This is a genomic window from Lactobacillus sp. ESL0233, assembly GCF_003692995.1.
Lineage (GTDB): Bacteria > Bacillota > Bacilli > Lactobacillales > Lactobacillaceae > Lactobacillus > Lactobacillus bombicola.
In genome coordinates this window covers 12,772-33,834 of sequence record NZ_REHH01000003.1, presented here as the reverse complement: position 1 = coordinate 33,834, position 21,063 = coordinate 12,772, and the positions used below count along the sequence as shown (strand labels likewise).

Sequence of the window (21,063 nt, the reverse complement as noted above, 5' to 3'; positions counted from 1 at the left end):
TCACCAGAAAACCTGGTGGTCAAAGTTATTCCTACAGATAATATAATATTTTCAAGCTTGTTTATGCATTAAATATACTATAATACAATTAAATACATCAATTTAATTATCATTTGAAAAGAGGTTACTAATGAAAATTACGAAAAAATTTAGTATTGGACTTGCTGTCGTTGCTTTGATTGCAAGTCACTTTTTAGTAAATATTAATCAACCACAAGCCGTACAAGCAGCAAAACAAGTATCTAAAGGAAAAATCACTTTTATCAAAAATGATTATCTTTATGACAAATTTGGCCATAAAATTAAAGTTAAAAGGAATACATCACCTGATCCTTTTATGACCGATCAGCAAGGTTACAAAATAATTTATACCTATGAAGATTCAGACTTTAATTACTATGCAATAAACAAAATTAACGGTCAAAAATATTATGATCTTGGCGGTGGCAATTACGTCAACGCTGCAGTTGTTAAGGACGTCAACCAAAAAGATACTAAAAAAGGTAAGCTTGTATTGGCAAACAAGTCATTAATTTATACTGCCAAGGGTAAACCTACCGGACAGAGTCTTGCGCAAAATGCAATTGTTACTTATTATGGCAAAGTCAGACCAACCACAACGATGCCTAAATATTTCTTTTATGATGAAGATCTTAATAAGCAAAAACAAATATTTTATTTACCGACTAAAACGATTAATAATAAGCAATATTATGCTTTAGGACAAAATCGTTATCTTCGTGCAGATAATATTGCTAGTATCGATGGTCATATTGCTCGGTATAACGGGGTTAGCTCAGCGACTCTCCTTGCGACAGCCAAAACAAGTACGCTTTCTCAACATCAAACCAATCATCTCCTTAAAAAAGGACAAAAAATCAAAATTGATCTTGCTGTTATTCCTCGCTATTTAGACGGCTTTGAGGGATATAGCTATCGGCTACACGATTATCCCGACGAATACATTGATGAAGCAGATATTACTTTTCGAAATGACTTACCAATTGTTGACTATACAGCATTAGCTTTTAACCCCGTTACCCCAGTAACAGGAAATTCTATTAAGCTCTTTGATTTTACAGGTAATCCTAGTGGTATAAGCATTCAAACTACAAACAATAACTCAATTTTAATAGATGGTCTCTTTTATCTCTGGCTACCTAGTGAACACAAAGCTACATTATTTTACCATTTCCTTAACTATGACAATCCCAAATTAATTAATGACCAAACACAACAACCACTGAAACAGAATGATTTACCAAATAATGTAGCAGCGGCTAACTATAGTAACTATTTTATCAAAGCCAGTGATGTTCAGTTTAATAATCAAAATAAACTACAAGTTCAAAACACAAAACAGCAAGCTCAAAATGATCAAGTTATTGCAACCAACGCTGATAAAAGTGAACTACAAAAATTATTTATGAGTTTTGAAAATACTAATAAGGTAATTACCCAATATAGTGATTTAAAAGCTAATTATCGTAATGCTTTAACTAATTCTTCCCAAGTTTTACGTTCAAACAAGGCAACAATTGCCCAAGTTAATGAAGCAACTTGGCTGTTAGAAACGACTAGTAAGCAATTAATTTCATTGGATTTCCCATTAGGTGATTAGGATTACTTAAATAACAAAAATAGGTTAACTTCTAGTAAGTTAACCTATTTTTCTTTAATTATTTAATTCCTAGGTGTTTAGCAAAACTTGGTTTTTTACCGTTATACATCACATAGATTGCCACTGGACTTTTTTGAGCCGAATGATTATACAACCTAAAAAGTTGCTCTGCTGTATATTTTTTCCCCTGAGGGTGATTGAGCTTTCCTTTACCTACTGCTTGAATATGCTTAAAACTTTGTCCCACACCTGAACTCTTACGCAAACGATAATGACCCAATTTAACTGCAAAGCCATTTGGATTCCCTGCATGATCTAAAATGTTACTATTATGGATGTTAAAGTGACTCAAATCAATACCAGCTAACTTATAGTCATACTGAAACATTAGTGTAGAGTCTTTTAATTTGGGAGTATGAAAACCACTGAGATCAACGTAAACTAACTGGGGACAATGCCTAAACATACTGCTCATTGTGGTTACCTTTCGGGTATTCCACCCCCTTAAATTTACACTTTCAAGCTTAGAATCATATTCAAATAAATCATCCATGATTTGGACTTGATTGGTCTTAAAGTTGTGCAAGTCTAAGTCAACCAGATTTGTATCTTTTCTAAACATTGCCTGCATATTAATTAATCTACTAGTATCAAAATGGTTTAAATCTAAGCTAGTTAAAGCCGGATTAGCTTCAAACATATAATGCATATCAGTTACTTTAGACGTATCTAAGCCGCTGAGATTTAAGTGATTCAAAGCGGTATCATTTGTAAACATATAGGACATATCAGTAACGTTAGATGTATCTAAATGGTTTAAGTCAAGGCTAGTTAAGTTTGTATTATATGAAAACATCCCTGACATATTAGTAACGTGACTAGTATCAAGGTGGCTCAAATCAAGACTATTTACGCAAGAATGTGCAAACATATCGCGCATATTAGTCACATGACTAGTATCAAGATTATTTAAAACAATCTGTGCATATTTAGTAGCAGCAAATAATTCCGACATATCAGTTACTTTACTAGTATTAAAGTGACTACTTAAAGTGAATTTTTCACCTAAAGCTCCAGTGCCTTGAAACATACCTCTCATACTTGTTAAGCTATTAGTATCAAAATGGCTTAAATCAAGATTAGCAATTCTACTAGAGGCAAACATATTGCTCATATTGGTTACATTTCTGGTATCAAAATGACTTAGATCAAGGTTAGTAATTCCACTATAGGAAAACATATTGCTCATATTGGTTACATTTCTGGTATCTAAATGACTTAGATCAAGATTATTCAGTCTTCTAGTTTGAAGAAACATACCAGACATATCTGTAACATTTTTGGTATCTAAATGACTTAGATCAAGATTAGTAATTCCACTATAGGAAAACATATTGCTCATATTGGTTACATTTTTAGTATCAAAATGACTCAAGTCAAGACTAGTTAAATTTAGATCATTACCGAAAAGACTTGCCATATTGGTTGTCGCATTTGTATCCACTTTATTTAATCCGCTAATGGCCTTTAGACTAGTTAAATTAGCAAATTTGTTTGCCACATTAGCAGGTAACCCTATCTGACCGTCAAAATTAAGATACTCAATTTCATTTGCCCACGACAACTCTTTGGTAAGCGGAATAGATGATAATTGACCATTTTCAATAGTCAATGTTTTGGTAACTACATCATAATCCCAGTTGCAGTCACCATCTTTGCCAGTCCAAATTCCCAATCCTAAGCTCGGATTACTTACTACTGTTTCTAGTGTTTTAGCTGATCCTTGAACAGTTACAGCAGACTCCACGATACTAGCTAATAAAGCAAACATTATTCCTAACTTAACTAGTTTTGAAAAATGACCTCTTATCTTTTTAAATTTCATTATTAAACTCCCCCTTCTTATATCTCAATTATAATATTTGATCACTTAAATGATATCCTCTTTAGCATTCTCCTTTAATAACTTCCAGCCAACATTAAAGTGTTGCTCACGCAATTTTCGCAATTCATCATAATCACTACTTAAACTATCAATCGCATCTTGTAATTTTTTGTTTTGCTTTCGCATTTGCGTTAATTCCGAATCGTTAACAACACCTTTAAGGTGCATTGTGGCAGCTATACTGCGCCTTCTTTGTTCAAATTCACCGCTAAAGGTTGCTAGAGCATTTTCATACTTAACTAATTTTTGATTAAGTTGGGCAATTTGTGCATTTAACTTGATAAAAAGTTCATAGGGCATATTAGATTTAATTCGATTGCATTCCTGACAAGACAAGATCAAATTGTCAAAATCATTATTATGTGATAAAGATACCGGATGCTTGTGGTCCACGCTATGCCCTCGCCGGCCGCAATATTGACAGCGATAATGGTATTTAGCTCGGATACGTTCACGATCAATAAAGTCGACTTCATTTAACCTAAAATCAACATTTAGTCCTAATTTATTTAAATTTTCAGCAAAAGTAAGATTTAATTGTGGAATAAATTCAATTTTCCCCACCTCACTAGCGATGAGCGCTTGATTAAACTCTTGTCGGTTAAGTTGTTGCTGTGCTAATTCATTACTATCATAATCTTGAATAAAAGACTCGTAACGCTTACGCTTATCTTTTGAATGCACTAAAAAATTCAGTTCTTGATCTTCATTATCTCGACCAACAAACCCATAGAGCAAACCCTGCGCAAAAATAGCAATTGGTACATTACCAAAGTCCGCAGCTTTTGCTCCACGTTGAAGACATTGATCACAAATACTAGTTAATTGCAGCTTCTTTGCTTCTTGGTACTTGAAATGATTGGAATTAAGTCGCAAACCGCAGGCGCTACATTGAAATTTCACTTTAAGATATCTCCTTTAAGGCAAATAATGTCATTAATCTTAGCTCCATTTTAACCAACTTATGGCTATAAAAAAAGGGGGGATTACAAATGTAATCCACCCTTTTAGTTTATTTAATGCACACTACTTATTTTCGTCTGCCTTAGCCTTGTTCAAGAAAGCAACAACTGCTGCCACATGAGCAACGCGCTTTTTACCATTCTTCTTGTTTTTAGGTCTTTGGTTTGGTTCACAACCAGTGTTGTAATTTTCACCTTTACGCATAGTACTATACTTCCTTTCAGATTTCCGAAAATCTTTTACAGTTTACCACGAAAAGCCTAATCAAGCAAGGTTTGTCGCCAAGTATACTATGGATCAGTGTGTGACTAGTTAGTTATATATAAAAAAGCAGCCAGTGACTGCTCCTTTATATTACTTATTAGTTATTTTTACTTACATTAATTGTAACAGCACCATCGATTACACCACTATCATCAGCCAAACTTAATGCTGCATCCTTTTGACTGACAATTAATCCTCCATCCAAATATTGCAACTCAGCTGAACTAGTATACATATCTAAGTCAGCATTATTGTCTACTTTAATTGGAAAATCTGGATCTGGTTGATTTAAAATTACAAATTGAAAATTTGCACCGATTGTACAACTACCGCCAATATCCGAATATTTATTGGAGCCGTCATTAAGTGCTAAAAGCACCACCTGCCCAGCAGCTTGTGCCTTTATTTTATCAGCTGCTTCAGGCTTAATATTGATTTTAATTGATTTAGAGTTATTCATATTATCTTCCTCCTAATCCTTAATCATTTTCCCAAGTATAGGCTATCTTTTAACTGGAAGTCAAAGTTTATGTTTATGTACACCCATTTACTAATGAAAAGTTTTTATTGCGAACAAAGAAAAAAAGGCTCAAAATGTATATAGCAATATGATAGATGATTATAACTGTGAAAGGGGACATTTTATGTCCATCTTAAAAAAGATTTTTAGTGATAGAATCTTACAAATTACTATCGTGGTAACGATTATAAGTCTTTTCTTTGCTAGACCACGTTTAGAAGATATTAATTTACATACCATATTTTCTATCGCTACAATGCTAATCATCATTCAAATTTACGCTTACTTACATGTACTCGACGTCTTAGCGTATAAGTTGACTAGCATAACTGACAACATGAAAAAGTTAAACACATTGTTTACACTGCTTTCGATTATTTCTGGTATGTTTTTGGGTAACGATATTACTGCATTAACTCTAATTCCGTTATACTTAAATATTGCTAAAAGATGTGATTTACCGCAGATTTTACCAGTAACCCTAATCGGAATGGGCGCAAATATTGGAGCTGCTTTTACTCCTTGGGGTAACCCCCATAATATTTTTTTAGTTAGTAAATATTCGGTTAATGCAATTGAGTTCTTTTCTTGGTCATTACCTTATCTACTAGCTGCGTTAATAATTACCTTTGTTATTCTATATTTTATTCCCAAAACAAAAATACCAACGCAAAGTGCTAAACAAATTAATATTAGTATTCGGCCAACTGTAATTACTACAGCTGTATTTGCGCTATTCTTTTTAGGTGTTTTTAAAGTTATTAACATTATTATTCCGATGATTGTCGCAATTATACTTGCTTTAATAATTAATCCAAAAATCCTACTAAAACTTGATTATGCACTACTTTTAACTTTTACGTGCTTTTTTATTTTTATCAGTGACATCCAACAAATTCCTTTAGTTGTTACCTTAATTCACACAATGATTAATTCAGAAAGTTCAACTTACTTTATATCAATTTTATCTAGTCAAATAATCAGTAACGTCCCAGCTACTATATTAGTTGGTAAATTCACACCATATGCTAAAGCATTATTTTTAGGATCAAATATTGGGGGCTTTGGGTCACCAATTGGCTCTATGGCAAATATGCTAGTTTTGAAAACATTTACACAAAACGCAACTGTTTCTCGCAGTGAATTTTTCAAAAAATGGTCTATTATGCAATTTATTAGTTTAATTATTCTTACAATTGTTGGTTGGATACTACTAATAGTTTAAGAAAATCTTCTTAACCCTTGGATTTAACTTATTATTATTAAAATCAGGTATAGTAAGTTATAATTAATAATAACTTATTAGGAGGAAAAATAATGTTCAATTTAACTTTAATTGCTATTATTGTCATCATATTACTAATTGCAATTTATATTACACTTTATAACGGCTTACAAAAAGCCAAAGTCTATACTGAAGAATCCTGGAGTCAAATTGATGTCCAATTAAAACGGCGTAATGACTTAATCCCTAACTTAGTCGAAACAACTAAGGGGTACGCTAAACATGAACAAGAAACATTAGAACGCGTTGTTCAGTTGCGAAATCAATTAACTAATATACCGAGTGATGATCACGCTCAAACAATGAAGGTTTCAAATCAAATTTCAGATTCGTTAAAAACAATTTTTGCATTATCCGAAAACTATCCTGACCTAAAGGCAAATCAAAATTTCTTGAAGTTACAGGAAGAATTAACTAATACTGAAAATAAAATTTCTTATTCCAGACAACTTTATAATTCATCTGCTGCATCATATGACCAAAAACTCTTGACTTTCCCATCAAATATTGTTGCAAAAATACATGGATTCCAAAAAGTTGCTTACTTGCAAACAAATGAAACTGAAAAAGAAGTACCTAAAGTAAAATTTTAAACGATAGGTTAGTGTTATGCTATTTGAACAAATCGCTCGCAACAAACGAAAAACAATAGTTATTATGACTTTGTTTATAATTATTTTAGCTTTAGTAGGCGCTGGTTTAGGCTATATTTTCGGTAATCGCCCGATTTTAGGTTTGATTGTTGCCATTATCTTTAGCGTTATTTATATGCTAATTGTCTTACCTAATCCAGCCAATATGGTTATGAGCCTCAACCATGCACAAGAAATAGATGAACAAAGTAATCCCCAATTATGGCATATTGTTCAAGATATGGCTTTAGTTGGTCGTGTACCAATGCCACGTGTTTTTATTATAAATGATCAAAGTCCTAATGCCTTTGCGACAGGCCGTGATCCCAATCATTCAGCAGTTGCAGTTACACAAGGGCTACTGGATATGATGAATCGTGAAGAACTAGAAGGCGTTTTAGGTCACGAAATTTCGCATATTCGAAATTACGATATCATGGTTTCTACTATTGCAGCTGTCTTAGTTGGTGTTATCTCTTTTCTATCAGGAATAGCCAGTAGATACATCTGGTGGATTGATGACGATGACCATGATAATAACGATAGCAACAATAGTTTGAACTTGATTTTTAAAGTTATTGCTATCTTGTTTGTCTTAATCCTCGGACCCATTTGTGCGAGTTTAGCCCAAATGGCATTGTCGCGAAACCGTGAATATTTAGCTGATGCTTCATCAGTAGAATTAACGCGGAATCCACAAGGTTTAATTTCTGCACTTAAAAAAATTGAAAATTCAGAGCCTATGAAAAAAGCAGATCCAAGTAGTGCCGGAATGTATATTGAAAATCCTCTGCATCAACAGCATGGATTGACACATTTATTTGACACTCATCCCCCAACAGCAGATCGAATTGTTCGTTTAGAAAAAATGTAATTATAAAAAGGCACCTTTTTAAAAGGGTGCCTTTTAAATAACTATAAAGTTAATTTTTCTTCTTAGACTTAAGACTAGTTAAACTAATCCCAGTTAGTAATAAAACAATTCCCGCTACTAAAAGTGATAACTGGGATTGCTTATTTATACCAGTTTGCGGCAACTTGCCTGCAGAGTGATCGTTATTGGGATCATTAAGTCCCTTACCCCTAGTAGAATTGCTTGTAATCTTAGTCTTACTATCAGTCGGTTTTTTACCAGTCGGTAAACAATTTTGAGAATGTCCCTGCTGCTTATTACTCGACTTATCGTCTTTTGGGGGAACTACAGATTCATTATCCGTAGAATTAGTTTGTCCGTTCTTAGTATAAATATAAGTTACAATCTGTTCTACACTATCAAAAAATCCAACGGCATTAGTCGGTCGTGTCTTAAGTGTATAACCTGGAATTTCTTTAGCAGTTGAAATATAACCATCACCCAGATTTCCACTTAAAACTTCTTCAGTGGCAAGTGTGTTGCCATCTTCAGCTTGATATTTTACTATGACATTTGCACCTTTAATTGGTTCGCGTTTATCAACTACCGTATCTTTAGTATAAGTTAAAATTAAAATTCCATCTGCAACAGGAGTTGTAATTTCAATTAAATTATCTTTAGAATCGATTGGCTTATCAGCATATTGAGCTGACTTAAATGTATAACCTGGAATTTGGGGTACTTTAATTTTAGATGTTGAAATTACCTCATCCTTGAACGATTCAATTGGATTACCCTTATCGTCTTGATATTTTACCTTAACTGAATTAGTAGCAGTAACACCATCGTATACAGCTACAGCCTGTTTGGGGCTAGATGGCAAGGAAGCTGCTGCAACTTTAGTATTAGCAGTTAAAAAACTTAGCATTATAAAGGTAACAGCTCCCAATATTATTTTTTTACCATCTTTAAAAATGCCTTTTCTTTTGCTCATATCTTGTGTCCTTTCGGCTACACCTATGTGATTTAAATTTAAAGTCATTAACAAACAATTATGCTATAAATATAACTTTGAAAGCGATTGTAGCATATGTATCCAGCAAGCAGAAGTTTATATATATATATCATAACAATAGTTATATAATAAAATTAACATCCCGCTATTTTAAGTTGATATTCGCCTGTCTAAATAATTCCGTCCGCATTTGAACTGGCGTTTCATGATAATACTCGTTAAATTTTTTATAAAAAAAAGATTTACCACTATATCCTACTTGAGCAATAATATCTCTAACCGAAATATCGGGGCGTGCTAGTAAAGTACGTGCTTCCTGCATGCGTCTTTCATCAACATGCTCAACAAAACTTTTTCCAGTCTTTTGCTTAACTAAAGTTGAAAAATAATTAGGATTTAAACCAAAATGCTTTGCAGTTTGTTCCAAAGTAATATGAGCAAAGTTTTCATCAATATATTGATCTAGAGCTGTCTCAGCAAATTCATAGTTAACCAGTGGTAGAGCTGATAGCTTTTGATTTCTAATCGTTGTTAAAAATGCCATCATTAATTCTGCACTAATCATTTCACTAGTAAACAAATTTTGGTTTAAATATTCATCAACGATTCTTCTCATCAGTTGGGTGGGTTTGGCTAATTTTGAATTTTTTAAATATAACAACCGCTCCGTCTTAAGAGATAACTTTATTTGGCTAACTATTGTCTGCTCGTCATCATTAAATTTAGCTATAGCATTGAGAAAATTTAAATGATTAGTAAATTCAAATTTAACGATTATATCTTCTTTAGTTTGCCGAGGAACATCATATTCACATTTTGGTTCTAAAAAAACGCTATTTCCTGTTGCTAAACGAATATTTTTTCCATTGATTTTTATGTTTATTGTTCCTGCCACCATAAAAATAATAGTTTGACGAGCAGTTTGATAGCGATGTAGACCAGTATTATGATTTTCAAGATAAATCGTAAATAGATCAAAAGTGCTATTAACTGGTTTGAGACATACCTCATTTGTATCAGTACTTGTTGCTTGTAAAACACTCGCTAAATATTGTTCCAGCCTAGCTGCTGTCATACCTTCACCTTCTCAATGATTTTATATTATACTTTAATTATATATCAAAAGATTTGTTACTTATAAATTTTTAAAGCAAAAAAGTTTACTTTAATATCATGATCAAGATAGACAGCAAACCATCTTTTAGGTATAATGACACTGATATTGGGGTGCCGATAAGGCTGAGAACATACCCACTGAACCTGCATGGATAATGCCAACGAAGGGAAAATCACTTGAATTTTACGTCATCTGGTATGAAACCATGATGACTTTTTTTATACTTAGGAAATAAAATTGATTACTATTAAAAATTTAACTTTTACATATGACCTGCAGAATAAAATTTTAGATAACCTTAGTTTAACCATACCTACAAAAGAATTTTCATTATTAGTAGGACCTTCAGGCTGCGGCAAATCTACCCTACTAAAAATACTTGTAGCACTTTATCCCAAATATGCTGGTCAACTCACTGGGGAAGTTGATTTAAATGGCTTACGAGCTGCGATGCTGTTCCAAAATGCTAGTGAACAATTTACAATGTCTACTCCGCGAGAAGAAATTATCTTCGCTTTAGAAAACCTCCAAGTTGACCGTGAACAATATGCCCAACGTCTTAAATTGGCCGTTAAATTTGCCCAGATTGACCACCTACTTGATCAAAAAATTAATACAATGTCTGGTGGTGAACAGCAACGAGTCGCACTAGCTGTTCTAGTAGCAATGGATGTAGATCTTTATTTACTTGATGAGCCATTTGCCAATTGTGATCCAGATGCTCGACGCTTTTTAATTAACAAATTAGCAGCTTTAAAAAAACAAGGGAAAACTATTCTCATTAGTGATCATCTTTTAAGCAATTATCAAAATATTTGTGACAATATATTTCAATTTCAAAAAAAAGTAATCACTAAGCTAAGTGCAGCAGCCAAAGATAACTTATTGCAAAAAAATAAAGATAAAAAAAATTATCATTTTGCTCTCCCTCAAAGTGAGCAGCCCTGTTTTACTTTAACTAATACAAAAATTAGTGAAAATCGATTACTTTTAAACCAAAAGCACTTACAAATTATGGCTGGTAAAACCACCCTCATTACGGGAGCTAATGGCATTGGTAAAACTTCACTTTTTAATGCCCTTAGTAAAATGTTATCCTACGATGGCAGCTTGACTTATTATGACCATGAAATTAGCCAATTATCCACGCGTAAATATTTGCGGCAAGTTGGGCAAGTTTTCCAAAAAGCTAGTGACCAATTTATTAATATTTCAGTTGCAGATGAGCTTAACTTGAGTAAAAAAAGTCCTAATAACCATTTCTTTACTGACCCAGAAATTAATAAAGCTTTAATTGCCTTGGAATTAGATCAAACCTTAGATCAAGTTGTCTATTCCCTTTCTGGTGGCCAACAAAAGAAATTACAAATTTTATTGATGATCATTGCTAGTCAAGCTGTGCTCTTACTTGATGAACCACTAAGTGGCTTAGATAATCATTCTGCTAAACAAATCATAAATTTATTAAAGGAGAACCAAGCTCGACAAGGGCAAACACTAGTAATTATTACCCACGACCTTACTAACATTGCGGAGTGGTGTGATTATCATCTTGTTTTTAAAAACCAACAATTAACCTATGTAACGAAATGAGGTGTTCGCATTGAATCCTAGTTTTAAATTCTTTTTAGCAGTAATAGTTTCTTTAGAGATATCATTGACAACCAGCTTACCTACAAATTTAATCATTATTGGAATAGCAGTAGTTTATTTACTTTTTAATCATGTCAAAATCAAAAATTTACTTTTAACATTACTTTTACCATTAGTAGCAGCAACGACCATCTTTGCTACTTTGTACTGGTTTACACCTGAACCCAATTTACAGAACGCTCTTTGTTTAGCTAGTAGAATTTATGTCTACACTCTGACCATCTACTGCGTTTTTATTGGAACTACGACCACAGAATTTGCTCGTTGCTTTGAACAAAATTTTCATCTACCAAGTAAATTCGCATATGGCATTTTAGCAGCACTTAATCTTGTTCCCCAAATGAAACAAGCAATTAAAAAAGTCCAAACCGCTGCAATGATGCGGGGAGTTTATTTAAGTTTTTGGTCACCTACACTCTACTTCAAAGCAATCTTAATTGCCCTCAATTCAGCCGAAAATTTAGCCCAAGCAATGGAGTCACATGGCTATGTTGAAGATGCGCCACGGACAACGATCGTGGCAATTCCAATAAAAATAAGTGATTGGATATATAGCGGTATTATTCTATTATTTGTTAACCTTGCACTACTTACTTTAAATTAAATAAAAAATAGCCATATAGATGATGCGAACCCAAAATTAGTTCGCTTTATTAATTATTAACTGAGGACTAATTACCGGTATTTAATCGGAGTTGGTCCTTTTAGTTTGCTTTTAATTCTTTTCTGGTTGTAATACTCAATGTAGTCTCTGATTGCATCTTCTAGTTCATTAAGATTTTTAACTTGCTTTTCAAAGCCGTAAAACATTACCCACTTGAGGGTTAAAGTCATTACTATAAATAGTGTAAAGTTAAGCCAAAATAGTTAGGCCGTGACGTGCAAGAAACGCCAGCAAGTAATCAATATTAGATCTAACCTGATAACGCCAACTTAATTCAGGAAGAACAATTTAATATTCATGCCAAGCCGATAGCTTGTAATTTTATCTTATTTAGATAATTTAGCCATAAAAATAACCCCCCAATTTGGGGGCACTTCATAGTTGATTGTTTTTTATTATCTTCTTATTTATGGTAAGGACTACCATTATTAATCATAAAACCGCGATAAATTTGTTCGATTAGCACCACCCGCATCAATTGATGCGGTAAAGTTAATTTGCCGAAGCTAAGTAAATCATCTGCCCGCTGATTTACAGCAGAACTAGTGCCCAGACTACCACCAATTACGAAAGTAAGATCTGAATGACCATAAGTCCCCAGTTTTTCTAGTTCTAAAGCAAATTCCTCACTACTACGTTCCTTACCCTTAATCGCTGTAACATACACATATTCTTTACTTTTAATTTTAGCTAAAATCCTTTGTCCTTCAATTTCCTTAACTTGATTTTGTTCAGCTAAACTTAATTTTTCAGGCGCTTGCTCATCAGCTACTTGGATTAATTCTATTTTAGTAAATCGACTAAGTCGTTTCTGATACTCCGCAATTGCGTCCTTAAAATATTTTTCTTTTAACTTGCCCACACAAATAATTTTTATCTTCATAATTTTTACTTTATCCCCAAATACCCATTCTTTCCACTGACTTTGTCCACAGCTGTGTACAAGCAAAATCTATATTTTGTGGTTATCAGACTAACTTTTATCATAACTTGTGTTAGCTGCTTTTTTTTTATTTTTTATTTTTAAATTACGCACATCTATTCATGGATAGTTGAAATTTACAAACTTTCTAGATAAGAATGGCGCTATCATCGTTTTTTTAGCTTTATTAGCCAAAAAATAAAATATAATATTTACACACAATTCACAAGTTTTCCACAAAGCTTATACGAAATTTTTGCTAATTTATGCACAATCCACAAAGTTTTCCACAGTTATCAACAAGATTTTAGTTCCCATTTAAAACTTGACAAAGATAAAAGACGAATATTACGATGTTCCGCATATTGATTATTAACAAAAAAGCTGTATTACCATCCAAATCAGTGTAGTACAGCTTTTAATAACTAATACATTTATTTTTCGAACTTAATCAGCCTGCAACTTTATATTTAACTTCATTTCATTACCATTACGATTAATCGTTACACTAACACGATCACCAACTTTATGATTATACAAAATACTGTGTAACGAAGCGACATCTGAAATAGATTGGTTGTCAACCTTAATAATAACATCACCAACTTTGATACCAGCTACACTAGCTGCACCTCTTTTAGTAACTTCTGCAATGTAAATTCCATCTTTTAAGTTAGACTTAATATTAAGCTGTTTACGATAGCTAGCTGGCATCCCTTGTAACGCAATAACTTTGACTCCTAATTGTGGTCGTACAATTTTACCCTTCTTAACTAGCTGATTAACAATTGTAACTACCTCATTTGAAGGAATGGCAAAACCCATTCCTTCAACAGATGTCCCATCACCAGATTGTGATAACTTCATTGAATTAATACCAATAACCTGACCCGCAGAATTAACCAAGGCTCCACCAGAGTTACCTGGATTGATGGCTGCATCAGTTTGAATGACTGTCTGTTGATTAGCTGAAGAGGTGGTAATGCTTCGCGCTGGTGCGGAAATTATTCCTTGGGTGACAGTTGAAGCATATTCACTACCAAGAGGTGAGCCAACGGCTATTACCGTTTGCCCTGCCTGCAGACTCTTAGAATCGCCAAATTCAGCAATTTGTGTAGCGTAGCTAGCATCAATTGACAAAACTGCTAAATCAGTTGTTGCATCAGTACCAACAATGCGGGCATTAACTGTTTTTCCATTTGAGAGCATTACCTGCACTTTATCACTCCCAGAAACAACATGGTTGTTAGTTACGATATAACCTTTATTTCCCGACTTGGTGTAGATAACCCCTGACCCCTCACTATAAGTCTGCAGTTTACCCTTATCCTTATTAGGATTATCGTCACCAAAAATATCAAACAAAGAATTACTACGTGTATTTTGTCGTTTCATATTAATTACCGAAACAACCGCTCCTCTAACACTGTTGTAGGCGGGAGTCATTGCACCACTATTTCGGGCACTATTTTTTGAAGTTTTAGCACTACTGGAACTAATACTAGTTTGCGCATTATTGTTATAATTAGCATTATTAATTTGGTCAAGTGCTACATATGAAGCACCTCCCCCAATTAAACCCGCTACTATCCCAACAATAGCAGTTTTAAAAATACTATTTTGTTTTTCCATTATTTAGTTCTCCTTTAGTTATGTTTTAAATAATACTAATAAAGCTTGAACAAATATAAATAATTTAATTAAATTTGTATTAAGCTTGTTGGTGCACTCGCATTGGTCATAACAATTTTAACATCACTTGGTAAATTTGCATCACCGTTAATCATTATCTCTTTTGCTGCATCATAAGCTAATTTAGCTGTATTATTGTGCTGACTTAGGTGGGCCAAAAAGATATGCTTAGTTCTACTAGTAACCACGTCTAATAACGCTTGACCCGCATCAAGATTAGATAGGTGTCCAACGTCTGATAAAATTCTTTGCTTTAATGACCAAGAATAAGGACCGTTACGTAGCATCAGATCATCATAATTAAATTCCATTAAGTAAGCATCACAATCAGCAATTACCGCTTTTACTCGCTGCGAAACATAACCTGTATCGGTTAAAAAGGCAATCCTTTTGCCGCCACTAGTAAAAACGTAATATTGTGGTTTAGCTGCATCATGACTAGTAGCAAAAGCTGTGATATCAAGATCACCAAACGTTTTAGTTTGACCAGATTCAATTACATTAATCTGGTCAACTGGTAGCTTACCGATTTTTTGACTTTCATTCAAATATTTCCATGTCCCATCATTTGCAAAAGCAGCTAATTTAGGATAGCGGCGCATCAATACGCCTAATCCTTTACTATGATCTGAATGATCATGGCTTAAAAAGACCATATCAATGTCATGGATATCAACTCCTATATCTTTTAATAGTTGCTTTGTTTTTTTCCCTGACAAGCCTGCATCCATTAATATTTTATGCTGCTTGGTCTCAATTAGACTAGTATTTCCCGTAGATCCGCTAGCTAAAACAGAAACACGCACATTAATTTCCTTCCTAATTTTTCTGAACATTGTACGAGCTACTTTGTAAAATTTGGGCAGTAAATGCATTAACTCGTTTTACAGTTATATTTTTAGTTGTTTTATTTTCTACTAGAATAAGCCATGTGGGTAACATAATCGTGTTGCCCCGAACTTCAGTCAATTTCGAGTATCCTAAATTAACCTTTAACACACGTGAATTATTAGCAATTTCACGATCAGTATACATTGCTTTAACCGCATGCCAGGCACTAATAATTAACTGCGGTTCTCTTACTGCACTAATTGGTCCCATATAAGAAATTGTATAATCAATAATTTGATTATTCCGTACATTAATTGTTAATTGAGCATCATTATCATAGACTTGACCGTAATCCGTTTTTTGTACATAACAATAAGCATTTTCGCCAGACATACTTGGCTCATATTTAAAATTTTTACCATATGGTACACAAGTAGGATCATTCTTAAAATCATCTAGTTGCTCAAGCATTTTTTTCCGATTACCTGAAAGTAAAATTGCCGATTGCGGTGTTGCAGATAGGCTGTTATCACTTTTTGAATAGTGAGTTGTCACTTGCGTTAAGGTACTTTCTTTATGCGAAAGATAATCGCGATTTTTAGCCGCCAAATAATAACCAGATTGTTGCTTACGCGAAATATGTAATGGAATATCAATTCCATCTGCCCGCATTTCAGACCGAATACTAGTTGTCGTTCCGGCCGTATTGCTTAGACTAATTGGTGAGCGCCACATTTCAATTCCAAGATACAAATCAATTAACAAAAATATAATTAAGATTAACCATTCAATTCTTTTTCGATCCATCCTAATTCCCCTTCACTAACTGGTTTTGGCTAACTCCACTTGAGCCATATTTTTCCCACTCTGCGGCACTTCTCCACTGGTTATATGCTTTAACATAATATACTGGGATTAAATTAATTAAATTGTCATGGCTATGATCTTTTTCTACACGATACGCCACAATTACCCGTTGGATTGCCGTTTTCTTTAGTCCCGCATTAACTAAATTATGCACTACGGTCTCACTTGGAGGCAAAGTTCGCGTTTGTCCATCAAACGGAATTGGAATTTGTAAATCAGTATTATTAAACGCAATCTCTATTGCATCTTGCGCAAAACGCGTCGTTATTTGCGGGTTTTTACTACTCAAAAAAACTGGTAAGCCTTCAATATAATTAGCGTAACTAACTGATCCATTACTATAATCAAAATAACGCAAATCTTGTTCACTTAGACCTAACTTATGAACATATTCAACACTATCGAGTAAGCGCTCATTAGTAGACATAACTTTACTCTTTTCATAGCGAGAATATAAAAAATCTGCTTCTTTTAGTTCAGTATTTGGTGCTCGCAATTTTGTGTAGTAATTCAGCGAATAAGTGGTCCAGCCCTTTTTACTTGAACGAGCAGTTACATTGGCTGTACCAAGAAGTCGGGTAACGAAGTAAGAATCTGGCTGACTATTAGTTAAATAACTATAAACCCGCCAATGTTCTGTTTGGGTATAAAATACTTCATAGCTATCATTTAATCGGACAAATTTAACCGGCTGACGTCCATGGGCATTCCGAGCATAACTGCGTAAACGCGAAAAGTCAGCCTTAATTAATCCCACACGATAAATTGTTGTACTCTTATCACTACCTAAATAAAAATAAAAATTGCTCGGCGATATAAAAATACGGCGAAATTTCTGGTCATTTTTAGTGACATCCTTTTTAGTAAGCAAATTTACACTTACTTCATTAGGAAAGGTTAATTGCACATATGCAGAATTATTAAGCATTTGCTCATACTTGTGCCGACTTGAGCTAATTTTTTCGATGTTACCATATTTGACATCCTTAAGTTCATTACTAAATTCTAACGGCAAATTCTTTTTAGCATCATATAAGTTATATAATTGACCATTCTGAAAGCCATAAGAACTCGTTGGTACAAATAGATTTGAAATAATTCGGTTGCGACTATGTGACTGCTCAGTTACATTACTAGTTTGATTAATGTGGCTAAAGTATTGATTATTCGTCATAATAAAAATCCACAGAATAATCGACAAAATAACTGCTGCTAATGTTCCAATTAGTAATAATATATCGCCTAATTTAAATTTAAGCTTCATCCCACTCATCTCCCTCGCTCATTGGTTCATAAGGTAAGGCAATATAAAAAGTTGAGCCTCTATTTTCACTACTAGTAGCCCAAATTTGACCGCGATGTTGCTCTACAATTTCTTTAGCAATTGCTAGCCCTAGGCCAGTCCCACCTTGAGCACGCGAGCGTGCCTTATCAACCCGATAAAAGCGATCAAAAATTTTACTTAAATCTTCTCGAGGAATTCCTAAACCTTGGTCAGCAATACTTAAAATAATGCGATGATCATCATGAGTTAAACTTGTAGTAATCACTCCACCATTAGGTGAATATTTAATAGCATTATTCATAATATTATCAATTACTTGCGCTATTTTATCAGTATCAATTTCAACCCATAAGGCCTGTGTACCTAATTGTCGCTTAATTGTATACTTCTTTTTACCCTCTTTTTGATTATTTTTTACAATCATATCGAAGCGGTCTAAGATATGGGCAACAAAATCATTAAAATTAACCCACTCAAAATTGATTTTGACTGCACCCCGATCCATCCTGGACAAACTTAATAATTCACTAATCATACGGATCATTCGTTCAGTTTCTTCTTGGGTAACTTGTAAAAATTTAGGAGCTACATTGGGATCTTTCCAAGCCCCTTCATTTAAGGTTTCAATATAGGCGTGCATACTTGTAAGCGGGGTACGCAATTCATGGGAAACATTTGAAACAAACTGTTTTTGAGAGTTTTCATTTTTTTGTTGCTCAGTAATATCGTGTAACACACACACACTACCTGAAACAAAACCGGTCACTCTTTTAATTAGTGAAAAACTAGCATGTAAAATAACTTCATCACGACTACCTTCGTTAACTGTAAGTACAATTCCTTTCTGATTAGCAATCAAGTCTTGGGAAGATTCTTTTAAACCTAAAATTGTCGCAATTGGCTTATTGGTGATTTTCTCTTCAGTTGTATTCAAAAAGTTAAGTGCCATTTGATTAACCACATTAACATTACCATGCCGGTCCGTTGCCAGAACCCCATCACTCATATGTGACAAAATGCTATCTAATCTTCGCTGCTCACTTTCAGATTCTTCTTGTGAACGTTCAATTCTAACTGACAAAGTATTAAATGCTTGGCCTAGTTGACCTAATTCATCATTAGAATAAATTTTTACTTGACTAGAATAATCTCCGTCAGCAATATTTAGAGCTTGACTTTGCATTTCCTCAATAGGTTTAGTAATTGCATGTGAAACTACTAATGATAAAATAGCACCCATTACTGCTGCCACTAACGAGGTCACTAAAAACATTAAAGAAATATTTCGTAAATCATTAAAAACACCCTGCATTGATGCTTTAACGTAAATTGCGCCCACAATATTGGTAGAACCATTGCCTGCATTCAGAGGTGTCACCTGAATCATATAGTCACCATGATCATTAACTACCTTTGTAGCTTGTCTACCCGTTGAAGTTACTTGCTTAACAATAGTGTTATTGACTCTTTGTCCAATACGATTTTTATCATTTAACCTAGAAACAGCCCGAATGATATCCTTATTATCAACAACAATAATTTCACTAATCGTACCAATTCCGTTACTATAATCGTTGACTATACGATTCAAGTTACTGTTAGTGTGCTTATTATCCCTGACTAACTGCAGCGATAACTGGTTGGTTACAATTGGTAGTACTTGAATTGACGATTGAAAATTATCAATGCTATTTTGTTCTAATTGTCTAGTGAAATATACCCCAATGACCTCAATGGTCGCAATAATCATTGCCATAAAAACAGTTGCTAATGTAGTGTTAATTGAAATAGTTAAATGCTTAAATTTATTTTTTATTCTATTCATAATTATCCAAATATATAAAAAGAAAGCCACACAAAAAATCATTCTGCAGGCTTTCTTTAATTAGTCTTCTGTTGGCTGTTTCACATAATAGCCAACACCGCGACGAGTTACTAAAATCTGCGGCTGAATCGGATTATCCTCGATTTTTTCCCGCAAACGATGGACTGTTACATCAACGGTACGAACATCGCCAAAATAATCATAGCCCCAAACTGTTTGCAATAAATGTTCCCTAGTCATTACTTGTTCCATATGTTGCGCTAAATAATAAAGCAACTCAAATTCACGATGAGTGAGTTCGATTTTTTTACCTTCTTTTTCAACAATATAAGCATCAGGCATGATCACCAGATTACCAATAGTTATATTCTTGGTTGAAGTATCATCACTATCACTTTCCACTTTTTTAGCAATACTACGGCGCCGTAAATTAGCTTTAACTCGCGCTACAAGTTCACGATTAGAAAATGGCTTAGTAACATAATCATCCGCTCCCATTTCCAGCCCGAGTACTTTATCAATTTCCGTATCTTTAGCTGTTACCATAATAATCGGTAAATCATGAGTTTGTCTAACTTCACGTGCCACTTCTAAACCATCTTTTTTGGGTAACATCAAGTCCAAAATCATCAAATCTGGATTATATTCATCAACTTTTTTAATAGCTTCTTCCCCATCATAGGCAGTGTCGACGTCGAAGCCTTCCTTCGTCAAATTAAATTTGATAATATCAGAAATTGGTTTTTCGTCATCGACAACGAGAATCTTCTTTGGCATCGAAAGCCCCCCTTTGCTTACCATTATACTGGTTTTTAACTATTTAGCCAAAAAAAGCACAAAAATTTAACAAAAAAGCTTGCATTTCATTTAAAATAATAGCATAATAAGTTTTGTTGGTTATTTAAGATAACATTTTTTGGGTGGCTAGCTCAGCTGGCAGAGCAACGGACTCTTAATCCGTGGGTCCAGGGTTCGAACCCCTGGCCACCCATTAAAAAGAAGCACTGCGAGAAGGCGGTGCTTTTTTGCTAGTTAATAGTTAAAGACGCCATAACTAACTATCCTAATTTTTTTGCAAAAATGACTTGCCAAAACTAGAAATACTTGCT

Annotated in this window: 20 protein-coding genes, 1 tRNA gene and 1 riboswitch; of the genes, 7 read left to right on the top strand and 14 right to left on the bottom strand. The window is 33.8% G+C overall.

Annotated elements, in window-relative coordinates; all coding sequences use genetic code 11:
• Positions 1 to 130: 130 nt before the first annotated feature.
• Positions 131 to 1,621, top strand: coding sequence for an SLAP domain-containing protein (locus tag F5ESL0233_RS00495; RefSeq protein WP_122058222.1), 1,491 nt, complete (start codon positions 131 to 133; stop codon positions 1,619 to 1,621).
• 58 nt (positions 1,622 to 1,679) lie between these two features.
• On the opposite strand, the gene F5ESL0233_RS00490 is transcribed toward F5ESL0233_RS00495, so the two are convergent.
• From F5ESL0233_RS00490 to F5ESL0233_RS00475, 4 genes are all read right to left on the bottom strand, one after another.
• Positions 1,680 to 3,506, bottom strand: coding sequence for a BspA family leucine-rich repeat surface protein (locus F5ESL0233_RS00490; protein WP_122058221.1), 1,827 nt, complete (start codon positions 3,504 to 3,506; stop codon positions 1,680 to 1,682).
• A gap of 45 nt (positions 3,507 to 3,551) precedes the next feature.
• Entirely contained in the window at positions 3,552 to 4,469 is a 918-nt protein-coding gene (locus F5ESL0233_RS00485; RefSeq protein ID WP_122058219.1) for an HNH endonuclease, read from the bottom strand.
• Between the two features lie 123 nt (positions 4,470 to 4,592).
• Entirely contained in the window at positions 4,593 to 4,733 is a 141-nt protein-coding gene (locus tag F5ESL0233_RS00480) for a hypothetical protein (RefSeq protein WP_090094091.1), read from the bottom strand.
• A gap of 157 nt (positions 4,734 to 4,890) precedes the next feature.
• Positions 4,891 to 5,253, bottom strand: coding sequence for an iron-sulfur cluster biosynthesis family protein (locus tag F5ESL0233_RS00475; RefSeq protein ID WP_118895811.1), 363 nt, complete (start codon positions 5,251 to 5,253; stop codon positions 4,891 to 4,893).
• A 184-nt stretch (positions 5,254 to 5,437) separates the two neighbouring features.
• Between F5ESL0233_RS00475 and F5ESL0233_RS00470 the strand changes: the two genes are divergently transcribed.
• The 3 genes from F5ESL0233_RS00470 (at position 5,438) to htpX (ending at position 8,104) form a co-directional block, all read left to right on the top strand.
• Positions 5,438 to 6,538 (top strand): SLC13 family permease, encoded by a 1,101-nt coding sequence (locus F5ESL0233_RS00470; RefSeq protein WP_122058218.1) that lies wholly within the window; start codon positions 5,438 to 5,440, stop codon positions 6,536 to 6,538.
• Positions 6,539 to 6,630: 92 nt separating this feature from the next.
• The gene (locus F5ESL0233_RS00465) at positions 6,631 to 7,191 is read left to right on the top strand and encodes a LemA family protein (RefSeq protein ID WP_090094095.1); all 561 of its coding nucleotides are present in this window, start codon (positions 6,631 to 6,633) and stop codon (positions 7,189 to 7,191) included.
• Positions 7,192 to 7,207: 16 nt separating this feature from the next.
• Entirely contained in the window at positions 7,208 to 8,104 is an 897-nt protein-coding gene (gene htpX / locus F5ESL0233_RS00460; RefSeq protein WP_122058216.1) for a zinc metalloprotease HtpX, read from the top strand.
• 49 nt (positions 8,105 to 8,153) lie between these two features.
• Here the strand turns inward: htpX and F5ESL0233_RS00455 are convergent, their stop codons facing one another.
• Together F5ESL0233_RS00455 and F5ESL0233_RS00450 are read right to left on the bottom strand one after the other, a co-directional pair.
• Positions 8,154 to 9,077: a MucBP domain-containing protein gene (locus F5ESL0233_RS00455; RefSeq protein ID WP_199692564.1), complete on the bottom strand. Its 924-nt coding sequence runs from the start codon at positions 9,075 to 9,077 to the stop codon at positions 8,154 to 8,156.
• Between the two features lie 166 nt (positions 9,078 to 9,243).
• Positions 9,244 to 10,173, bottom strand: coding sequence for a helix-turn-helix transcriptional regulator (locus F5ESL0233_RS00450; protein ID WP_090094098.1), 930 nt, complete (start codon positions 10,171 to 10,173; stop codon positions 9,244 to 9,246).
• 138 nt (positions 10,174 to 10,311) lie between these two features.
• A riboswitch (TPP riboswitch) is annotated at positions 10,312 to 10,401 on the top strand.
• A gap of 51 nt (positions 10,402 to 10,452) precedes the next feature.
• Here F5ESL0233_RS00450 and F5ESL0233_RS00445 point away from each other — a divergent pair.
• Positions 10,453 to 11,808 (top strand): ATP-binding cassette domain-containing protein, encoded by a 1,356-nt coding sequence (locus tag F5ESL0233_RS00445; protein WP_122058213.1) that lies wholly within the window; start codon positions 10,453 to 10,455, stop codon positions 11,806 to 11,808.
• A gap of 10 nt (positions 11,809 to 11,818) precedes the next feature.
• On the top strand, positions 11,819 to 12,472 hold the full coding sequence (locus F5ESL0233_RS00440; RefSeq protein ID WP_122058211.1) for an energy-coupling factor transporter transmembrane protein EcfT: 654 nt from the start codon (positions 11,819 to 11,821) through the stop codon (positions 12,470 to 12,472).
• Between the two features lie 71 nt (positions 12,473 to 12,543).
• Here F5ESL0233_RS00440 and F5ESL0233_RS00435 read toward each other — a convergent pair whose 3' ends face one another.
• The 8 genes from F5ESL0233_RS00435 to yycF form a co-directional block, all read right to left on the bottom strand.
• The gene (locus F5ESL0233_RS00435; RefSeq protein WP_158593109.1) at positions 12,544 to 12,678 is read right to left on the bottom strand and encodes an IS3 family transposase; all 135 of its coding nucleotides are present in this window, start codon (positions 12,676 to 12,678) and stop codon (positions 12,544 to 12,546) included.
• Positions 12,679 to 12,935: 257 nt separating this feature from the next.
• Entirely contained in the window at positions 12,936 to 13,415 is a 480-nt protein-coding gene (rlmH, locus tag F5ESL0233_RS00430; protein WP_122058210.1) for a 23S rRNA (pseudouridine(1915)-N(3))-methyltransferase RlmH, read from the bottom strand.
• Positions 13,416 to 13,901: 486 nt separating this feature from the next.
• On the bottom strand, positions 13,902 to 15,086 hold the full coding sequence (locus F5ESL0233_RS00425) for a S1C family serine protease (protein WP_118897563.1): 1,185 nt from the start codon (positions 15,084 to 15,086) through the stop codon (positions 13,902 to 13,904).
• 68 nt (positions 15,087 to 15,154) lie between these two features.
• The gene (locus tag F5ESL0233_RS00420) at positions 15,155 to 15,952 is read right to left on the bottom strand and encodes an MBL fold metallo-hydrolase (protein ID WP_090094113.1); all 798 of its coding nucleotides are present in this window, start codon (positions 15,950 to 15,952) and stop codon (positions 15,155 to 15,157) included.
• Positions 15,953 to 15,965: 13 nt separating this feature from the next.
• Positions 15,966 to 16,784: a two-component system regulatory protein YycI gene (locus F5ESL0233_RS00415; RefSeq protein ID WP_090094107.1), complete on the bottom strand. Its 819-nt coding sequence runs from the start codon at positions 16,782 to 16,784 to the stop codon at positions 15,966 to 15,968.
• A gap of 1 nt (position 16,785) precedes the next feature.
• Positions 16,786 to 18,108 (bottom strand): hypothetical protein, encoded by a 1,323-nt coding sequence (locus F5ESL0233_RS00410; RefSeq protein ID WP_122058208.1) that lies wholly within the window; start codon positions 18,106 to 18,108, stop codon positions 16,786 to 16,788.
• Positions 18,098 to 19,954, bottom strand: a complete 1,857-nt coding sequence (gene walK / locus F5ESL0233_RS00405) for a cell wall metabolism sensor histidine kinase WalK (protein WP_122058293.1) — start codon at positions 19,952 to 19,954, stop codon at positions 18,098 to 18,100. The genes F5ESL0233_RS00410 and walK overlap by 11 nt, the downstream gene beginning before the upstream one ends.
• Positions 19,955 to 20,014: 60 nt before the next feature.
• Positions 20,015 to 20,731, bottom strand: a complete 717-nt coding sequence (gene yycF / locus F5ESL0233_RS00400) for a response regulator YycF (RefSeq protein WP_090094111.1) — start codon at positions 20,729 to 20,731, stop codon at positions 20,015 to 20,017.
• Positions 20,732 to 20,872: 141 nt separating this feature from the next.
• On the opposite strand from yycF, the gene F5ESL0233_RS00395 reads away from it, so the two are divergent.
• Positions 20,873 to 20,945, top strand: a tRNA-Lys gene (locus tag F5ESL0233_RS00395).
• The last annotated feature ends 118 nt before the right edge of the window (positions 20,946 to 21,063 follow it).